Raw genomic sequence first — 6,617 nt, forward strand, 5'->3', positions numbered from 1 at the left:
CCTCTGTCGTGGGCTGTGGCCGGTGCCTCATCAAGGCTTAGGCTGGCCCACGTACGCAAGGGAACTTCGGAAGGAGACCTGGGTGATCGAGCTTGAGGGCGTGCCCGAGCTGATCGACCCGGTCATGGTGGCCGCGTTCGAGGGCTGGAACGACGCGGGTGACGCCGCCTCCGGTGCGGTGGCGCACCTGGACCGGGAGTGGAAGGGCGAGGTCTTCGCGGCGCTGGACGCCGAGGACTACTACGACTTCCAGGTCAACCGGCCGACGGTGTGGCTGGACAACGGGGTAAGGAAGATCACCTGGCCCACGACGCGGCTGTCGGTGGTCCGGATCGGCGGTGCGAAGCCGCGGGACCTGGTGCTGGTGCGGGGCATCGAACCGTCCATGCGGTGGCGGTCGTTCTGCGAGGAGATCCTCGGCTTCGCCGTCGAGCTGGGCGTGGAGATGGTGGTCATCCTGGGCGCGCTGCTCGGGGACACCCCGCACACCCGGCCGGTTCCGGTGAGCGGGGTGACCTCGGACGCGGACCTGGCGCGGACGATGGACCTGGAGGAGACCAAGTACGAGGGTCCGACCGGGATCGTGGGCGTCCTGCAGGAGGCCTGCACCCATGCCGGGATGCCGGCGGTGTCGCTGTGGGCGGCGGTGCCGCACTACGTGTCGCAGCCGCCGAACCCGAAGGCGACGCTGGCGCTGCTGAACCGGCTGGAGGACCTGATCGACATCCGGATCCCGCTGGGCGAACTCCCGGAGGACGCGCGGGCCTGGCAGCTGGGCGTGGACCAACTGGCCGCCGAGGACAGCGAGGTGGCGGAGTACGTCCAGACGCTGGAGGAGGCGCGGGACACCGCCGACCTGCCGGAGGCCTCGGGGGACGCGATCGCGCGGGAGTTCGAGCGGTACCTGAGGCGACGGGATCCGTCGGCGGGTCCGGAGACGGCCGGCGACACGGGCTCCTACTTCCGCGACCTGTCGGGCGGCCCCCGGCCCCCGGCGAAGCCGAAGCCGGACGGCCCGGCGGACCAGGACGGCCCCTCCGGGCCGGACGTCACCGGCGCGGGCGACGAGGGCGGCCCCGAAGGCGGCCCCGAGGACCACGCCTAGCGGCCCCAGCGGCCCCGGGCCGTCCGCTCGGCGTGGTCTCCGTCTTCCGGTGACCCGGCGCCTCGGTGGGCGGTGGAACGCGAGGAGCGCGCCCCCSGCCCCCGGGCGGGGGGGCGCGCCACGCGGACGGCGCGGGTGCGGCCGGGGCGTCCAGGTCCTTCGACAGGGCCTCGCGGACCTCCTCGACGAGGGCGTCCGCCGGCAGGCCGTCCGGCCGGGAGACCGCCGCGCGCCACCGCTCCAGCCGGGCCACGGCCTCGGCGAGGACCTCGTCCGTCCACTCCCAGTCGGCCCGGTAGTGGTGTGCGAGGAGGGCCAGCCGGATGGCGGCCGGGTCGACGCCGGCCCGGCGCAGCGCGGAGACGAAGACCAGATTGCCCTTGGACTTGGACATCTTCTCGCCGTGCAGCGCGACCATGCCCGCGTGGACGTAGGCCTTGGCCATCGGGAACTCGCCCGTCAGGGCCTGCGCGTGCGAGGCGCCCATCTCGTGGTGCGGGAAGGCCAGGTCGGAGCCGCCGCCCTGGATGTCGAAGCCCATGCCCAGGTGGTCCAGGGCGATGGCGACGCACTCGATGTGCCAGCCGGGGCGGCCGCGGCCCAGGGAGCCGCCGTCCCAGCTCGGCTCGCCGGGCCGTGCGGCCATCCACAGCATCGGGTCGAGGGGGTTCTTCTTGCCCGGACGGTCCGGGTCCCCGCCCCGCTCGGCGGACAGCAGCCGCATCGCACGGGCGTCGAGGTTCGAGACCCCGCCGAAGTGCGGATCGGACTCCACGGAGAAGTAGACGTCCCCGTCGAGCTCGTAGGCGGCCCCGGCGTCGCGCAGCCGCTCGACCAGCGGCACGATGCCGGGTATGGCCTCGACGGCGCCGATGTAGTTCCGCGGGGGCAGCATCCGCAGGGCGGTCATGTCCTCGCGGAAGAGGGCGGTCTCGCGTTCCGCGAGCTCGGTCCAGTCGTGGCCGTCGCGCAGCGCCCGCTCCAGGAGCGGGTCGTCCACGTCCGTGACGTTCTGGACGTAGTGAACCTGCCGCTTGTTGTCGAGCCACACGCGCTGCACGAGGTCGAACGCGTTGTAGGTCGCCGCGTGACCGATGTGGGTCGCGTCGTACGGGGTGATCCCGCAGACGTAGATACGGGCGACGGGACCGGGGTCGAGGGTGATCGTCCCCTGGGTCGCGGTGTCGTGGATCTGGAGGTCGCGGCCCTTGCCGGGCAGGGCGGGGACCTCAGAAGCGGGCCAGGCATGCATGCACCGAGCCTAACCGGACGAGTGTTCCGGAAACGAACCGGAGCAGCACTGTTGGCTTGATCGGCCGTCTTGCGGTCTGGCCGGTTCTGTGCGTCGCGGGCCGTGGCCGCTCAGACGGGTGGCCAGGGGATCGCCGGCCACTGTCCGGAGGGCTTCGGGTGCGTCCCGTTGCGCAGCAGCAGGGCCACACGGGCCCGTACGGCGCCCAGCTCGACCGGGGTGATCAGTTCGGCCAGCCGGGTGGCCAGCGGGCCCCCCTCTGCCAGCTGGGCCTCCAGGGAGCCCAGCACCCGCCGGGCCTCGTCGGTGAGGGGCTCCCCCGCCCAGCCCCACAGCAGGGTGCGCAGCTTGTCCTCGGCGTGGAAGGTCACGCCGTGGTCGATGCCGTAGAGCCGGCCGTCGGGGGCGGGCAGCAGGTGACCGCCCTTGCGGTCGCCGTTGTTGATCACCGCGTCGAGTACGGCGAGGCGCCGCAGCCGGGGGTCGTCGGCATGCACCAGCAGGGCGGTGCGGCCCTCCCCCACCTCGGCGAAGGCGACCGGCTTCCAGCCCTCCCCCGCCTCCTCGCCCTCGACGAGCGCGAGGAGACCGGCCTCCGGCGATTCTCCGGCGTCGATCCAGTGCTGGACCATCCCCTCCCCGTACGGGCCCTCGCGCAGGACCGTCGCGGGGACGAGCCCCCACCCGGTCGCCTCGGAGACCAGGTACGCGGCGCGCTCGCGGCGGGCGAGGTTGCCGTCGGGGAAGTCCCACAGCGGGCGCTCGCCCTTGACCGGCTTGTAGACGCAGTCCGCGCTCGCGCCCTCGTGGGCCACCGTGCACAGCAGTACGGCGTTGGAGGCCTCGGCGATGCGGCCGCGGACGGTGAGCTCACCGCGGGTGAGCAGTTCCTCGATCGGGGTCTCGGCGCTCACACCTGGCGCCGGTACCCGTTCTGGCGCGGGCACACGTGTCCCTCGGGGTCGAGCGGCAGACTGCACAGGGGGCACGGGGGGCGGCCCGCGTTGACCACGTCCAGGGCCCGCTTGGCGAAGGCGCGGGCCTGGGCGCCGGAGAGGCGCACGCGCAGCATCGGCGGGCCGTTCTCCTCGTCCTGGAGGAGGCGCTCCTCGGCCTCGGCGAGGTCCTCGTCGGTGCCCGCGTCGAGTTCGACGAGGGCCTGGGCCTCGACGATCATCCGCTGCTCCTCGCCGTCCCAGGCGAGGGCCATGGTGCCGACGCGGAACTCCTCCTCGACGGGGACGTCGAGGGGGGCGGTGTCCGCTGCCTCGGTGGAGGCGACGGCGGGGACGGGCGCGTTTCCGCCGGTGCGCCGGACGACCTCGTCGAGCAGCTCGTCCATCCGCTCGGCCAGTGCGGCGACCTGGGTCTTCTCCAGGGAGACGCTGGTGACCCGGGCTCCCGCGGAGGCCTGCAGGAAGAACGTACGGCGTCCAGGCAGACCGACCGTGCCGGCCACGAAGCGGTCCGGCGGGTCGTAAAGGAACACCTGACGGGGCACGACCGGTCTCCAAGTCTGAGGCAGGGCAGGGCAGGGCCGCGCCCGTGTGGGGGCGCCATGCCACCCTACTGCGCCGTTCGATCAGGCCGCGCCCGCGCCGCCGCCCACGACGGCGTTCCCGCCGTCCTCGGTCGTGGTGTCGGGGGACGGGGCGGTGCGCGGGACGAGGGGCGAGAGGTCCCCGGTGTCGCCGAGGCGCAGCAGGAAGGGCCTGGTGGGGGTGTAGCGGATCGCGGTGACCGAGCAGGGGTCGACGTGGATCCGCTGGAAGAGGTCGAGGTGCATGCCGAGGGCGTCGGCGACGAGGGACTTGATGATGTCGCCGTGGGAGCACATGAGGTAGACGGCGTCGGTGCCGTGCTCCTCGTCGATCCGGGCGTTCCACTCGCGTACGGCGTCCACGGCGCGCGCCTGCATGGCGCGCATGGACTCGCCGCCGGGGAAGGCGGCGGCCGAGGGGTGCTGCTGGACGATCTTCATGAGGGGTTCGTCGGCGAGTTCGGAGAGTTTGCGGCCGGACCAGTCGCCGTAGTGGCATTCGCCGATGCGCTCGTCGGTGTGCAGGGGCAGCGCGGGGCGGGCGGCGAGCAGCGGGGCGAGGGTCTCGTGACAGCGCTGGAGGGGGCTGGTGACGGCGGCCACGAGGGGCACGGCGTGGAGGCGCCCGGGAAGCGCGGCGGCCTGGGCGACGCCGTGGTCGTCCAGGGTCACCCCCGGGGTCCATCCGGCGAGCACGCCCGCGGTGTTGGCGGTGGACCGCCCGTGTCGTACGAGGATCAGCATGGCCATGGGGGAAGCCTATGCCGTGCCGTCGTTGTACGGGTGGGCCCCGGTCGGGGGAGAATGCCCGGCGTGATTGTCGACTGCGCGATGTACCGGAACGGCCGCCGCTCCGCGGCACCAGAGGACTTCTCCGATGCCCTCGACGAGGCGCGGGCCTCGGGTGACGCGTTCGTGTGGGTGGGCATGCACGAGCCGACGGCGAGCGAATTCGATCATGTGAGCCGGGAGTTCGGGCTGCACGCGCTGGCGGTGGAGGACGCGCTGACCGCGCACCAGCGGCCGAAGCTGGAGGTCTACGACGACTCGCTGTTCGTGGTCCTCAAGCCGGTGCTCTACGACGACGACACGGACACGGTGACCACCGGCGAGCTCATGGTCTTCATAGGCGACTCGTTCGTGGTCACCGTCCGGCACGGCGAGGGGGCCGCGCTGGCGGCCGTGCGGCACCGGCTCGAACAGGAGCCGGAGGTGTTGCGGCACGGGCCGACCGCCGTGCTGTACGCCGTGTCCGACGCGGTCGTGGACCACTACATCGAGGTGGCGGCCGAGCTCCAGGCCGACCTGGAGGAGCTGGAGGCGGAGGTGTTCGCGCCGAACGCCTCGGACTCCAAGAACACCGCCGCGCGGATCTACGGCTTCAAGCGGCAGGTGCTGGAGTTCCGCCGGGCGACGAGCCCGCTGCTGCAGCCGATGGACCGGCTCGCCTTCGGGCAGGTGCCGTTCGTGCACGAGCACTCCCAGCCCTTCTTCCGTGACGTCGCCGACCACCTGACGAAGGCCAACGAGTACATCGAGGGCCTGGACCGGCTGCTGTCGGACGCGCTGGCCGCGCACCTGGCGCAGATGGGAGTCCGGCAGAACGACGACATGCGCAAGATCTCCGCCTGGGCCGCCATGGCCGCCGTCCCGACGATGGTCGCGGGGATCTACGGGATGAACTTCGACCACATGCCGGAGCTGCGGCAGGGCTGGGGCTATCCGGCGGTGCTGGCGCTGATGGCGGGCCTGTGCGCGGGCCTGCACCGGCTGTTCAAGCGGCGCGGCTGGCTGTAGCGGCGGCCCCGGCCGGCGGGGTCCGCGGGAAACGGCCTACGCGTGGCCGCGCGCGGTGGCGGGTGTGCCGCCCAGCGCGTCGCGCCGCTCCGGCGGGCGCAGGCCGACCATCCGGTGCCAGCCGCCGAAGCGCTCGTACGCGTACACCCCGCGGATGCCGGCGGCCAGCGCGGCGGTCTTGGGCGCGGGCCAGCGGAGCAGCCGGCCCATGTGGGCCATGACGGCGAGGCTGACGTCCCGGTGGACGGCGATCTCGGCGAGCGCGCTCTCGCGCAGCACCCGCTGGATGGTCCGGCCGTGACCGGCGCGGGCGAGGCGCAGCAGTTCCTCGTGGCAGTAGGCGAGGTGGTTGTCCTCGTCGCCGCTGATCTGGCGGACGGCCTTGCCGATCTCGGGGTGGTCGCCGAAGTGGTTCACCAGCAGGACCATCTGCTCGGAGGCGCGCTGTTCGGTGACGCGGCTGTGCGCGAGGTAGACGACGATGTCCCGTTCGCTCAGCGCTTGCTCGCGGCGCAGCCTGTCGTGCGCGAGGCCGATGCCGCGGCGCTCCAGCAGCATGGTGTAGTCGGTCTCGGGCGGTACGGGGACGGGGGCCAGGCCGCGGTTGCGCAGCAGGGCCCGGAAGATCCGGCCGTGTTTGTCCTCGTCGGCGCCGTGCCGGGTGATCTTGGGTGCGAGGTCGCGCATGCCGTCGGGGACGAGGGCGGCGATCCTGGCGTTCTCCCAGCCACCCTGGGACTCCCCGCTGGCTGCGATGGAGCAGAACAGCTGGAAGGAGTCGTCGTGGCCGACGATCTCCTGGAACAGGCTGCGGGCAGAGAGCATGGAACGAGTCAAATGCGGATCTGCCGGGCGGGCAACCGAGGGCTCGCCCGACTCGGCCGAATGAACGAGCCGCGCGGCGGGGCCCCGGGGCGTAACCC

7 protein-coding genes are annotated in these 6,617 nt (G+C 72.9%); 2 read left to right on the forward strand and 5 right to left on the reverse strand.

Annotated elements, in window-relative coordinates; genetic code table 11:
- The first annotated feature begins 82 nt into the window (after window positions 1-82).
- Window positions 83-1,105 (forward strand): PAC2 family protein, encoded by a 1,023-nt coding sequence (locus AB4039_RS31300; RefSeq protein WP_266838191.1) that lies wholly within the window; start codon window positions 83-85, stop codon window positions 1,103-1,105.
- Here AB4039_RS31300 and mshC read toward each other — a convergent pair.
- The 4 genes from mshC to AB4039_RS31320 all read right to left on the reverse strand — a co-directional run bounded on the left by mshC (window position 1,050) and on the right by AB4039_RS31320 (window position 4,647).
- Entirely contained in the window at window positions 1,050-2,357 is a 1,308-nt protein-coding gene (mshC, locus tag AB4039_RS31305; protein WP_442272355.1) for a cysteine--1-D-myo-inosityl 2-amino-2-deoxy-alpha-D-glucopyranoside ligase, read from the reverse strand. The two genes, AB4039_RS31300 and mshC, sit on opposite strands and share 56 nt — an antisense overlap.
- A 110-nt stretch (window positions 2,358-2,467) precedes the next feature.
- Window positions 2,468-3,304, reverse strand: a complete 837-nt coding sequence (locus AB4039_RS31310; RefSeq protein WP_266838195.1) for an SCO1664 family protein — start codon at window positions 3,302-3,304, stop codon at window positions 2,468-2,470.
- Entirely contained in the window at window positions 3,268-3,858 is a 591-nt protein-coding gene (locus AB4039_RS31315; RefSeq protein ID WP_266838197.1) for a DUF3090 domain-containing protein, read from the reverse strand. Before AB4039_RS31315 ends, AB4039_RS31310 begins: the two co-directional genes overlap by 37 nt.
- A gap of 81 nt (window positions 3,859-3,939) precedes the next feature.
- Complete coding sequence (locus AB4039_RS31320; RefSeq protein ID WP_266838199.1) at window positions 3,940-4,647, reverse strand: histidine phosphatase family protein; 708 nt, start codon at window positions 4,645-4,647, stop codon at window positions 3,940-3,942.
- Between the two features lie 54 nt (window positions 4,648-4,701).
- Between AB4039_RS31320 and AB4039_RS31325 the strand changes: the two genes are divergently transcribed.
- A complete protein-coding gene (locus tag AB4039_RS31325) occupies window positions 4,702-5,694 on the forward strand; it encodes a magnesium and cobalt transport protein CorA (RefSeq protein WP_266838201.1) in 993 nt (330 codons plus the stop codon).
- 36 nt (window positions 5,695-5,730) lie between these two features.
- Here AB4039_RS31325 and AB4039_RS31330 read toward each other — a convergent pair whose 3' ends face one another.
- Window positions 5,731-6,519 carry a ferritin-like domain-containing protein gene (locus AB4039_RS31330; RefSeq protein ID WP_266838203.1) on the reverse strand — a complete coding sequence of 263 codons (789 nt, stop codon included), beginning with the start codon at window positions 6,517-6,519 and terminating at the stop codon, window positions 5,731-5,733.
- Between the last annotated feature and the right edge of the window lie 98 nt (window positions 6,520-6,617).

The sequence above is a fragment of the Streptomyces sp. M-16 genome, from assembly GCF_052114405.1.
Classification (GTDB): domain Bacteria; phylum Actinomycetota; class Actinomycetes; order Streptomycetales; family Streptomycetaceae; genus Streptomyces.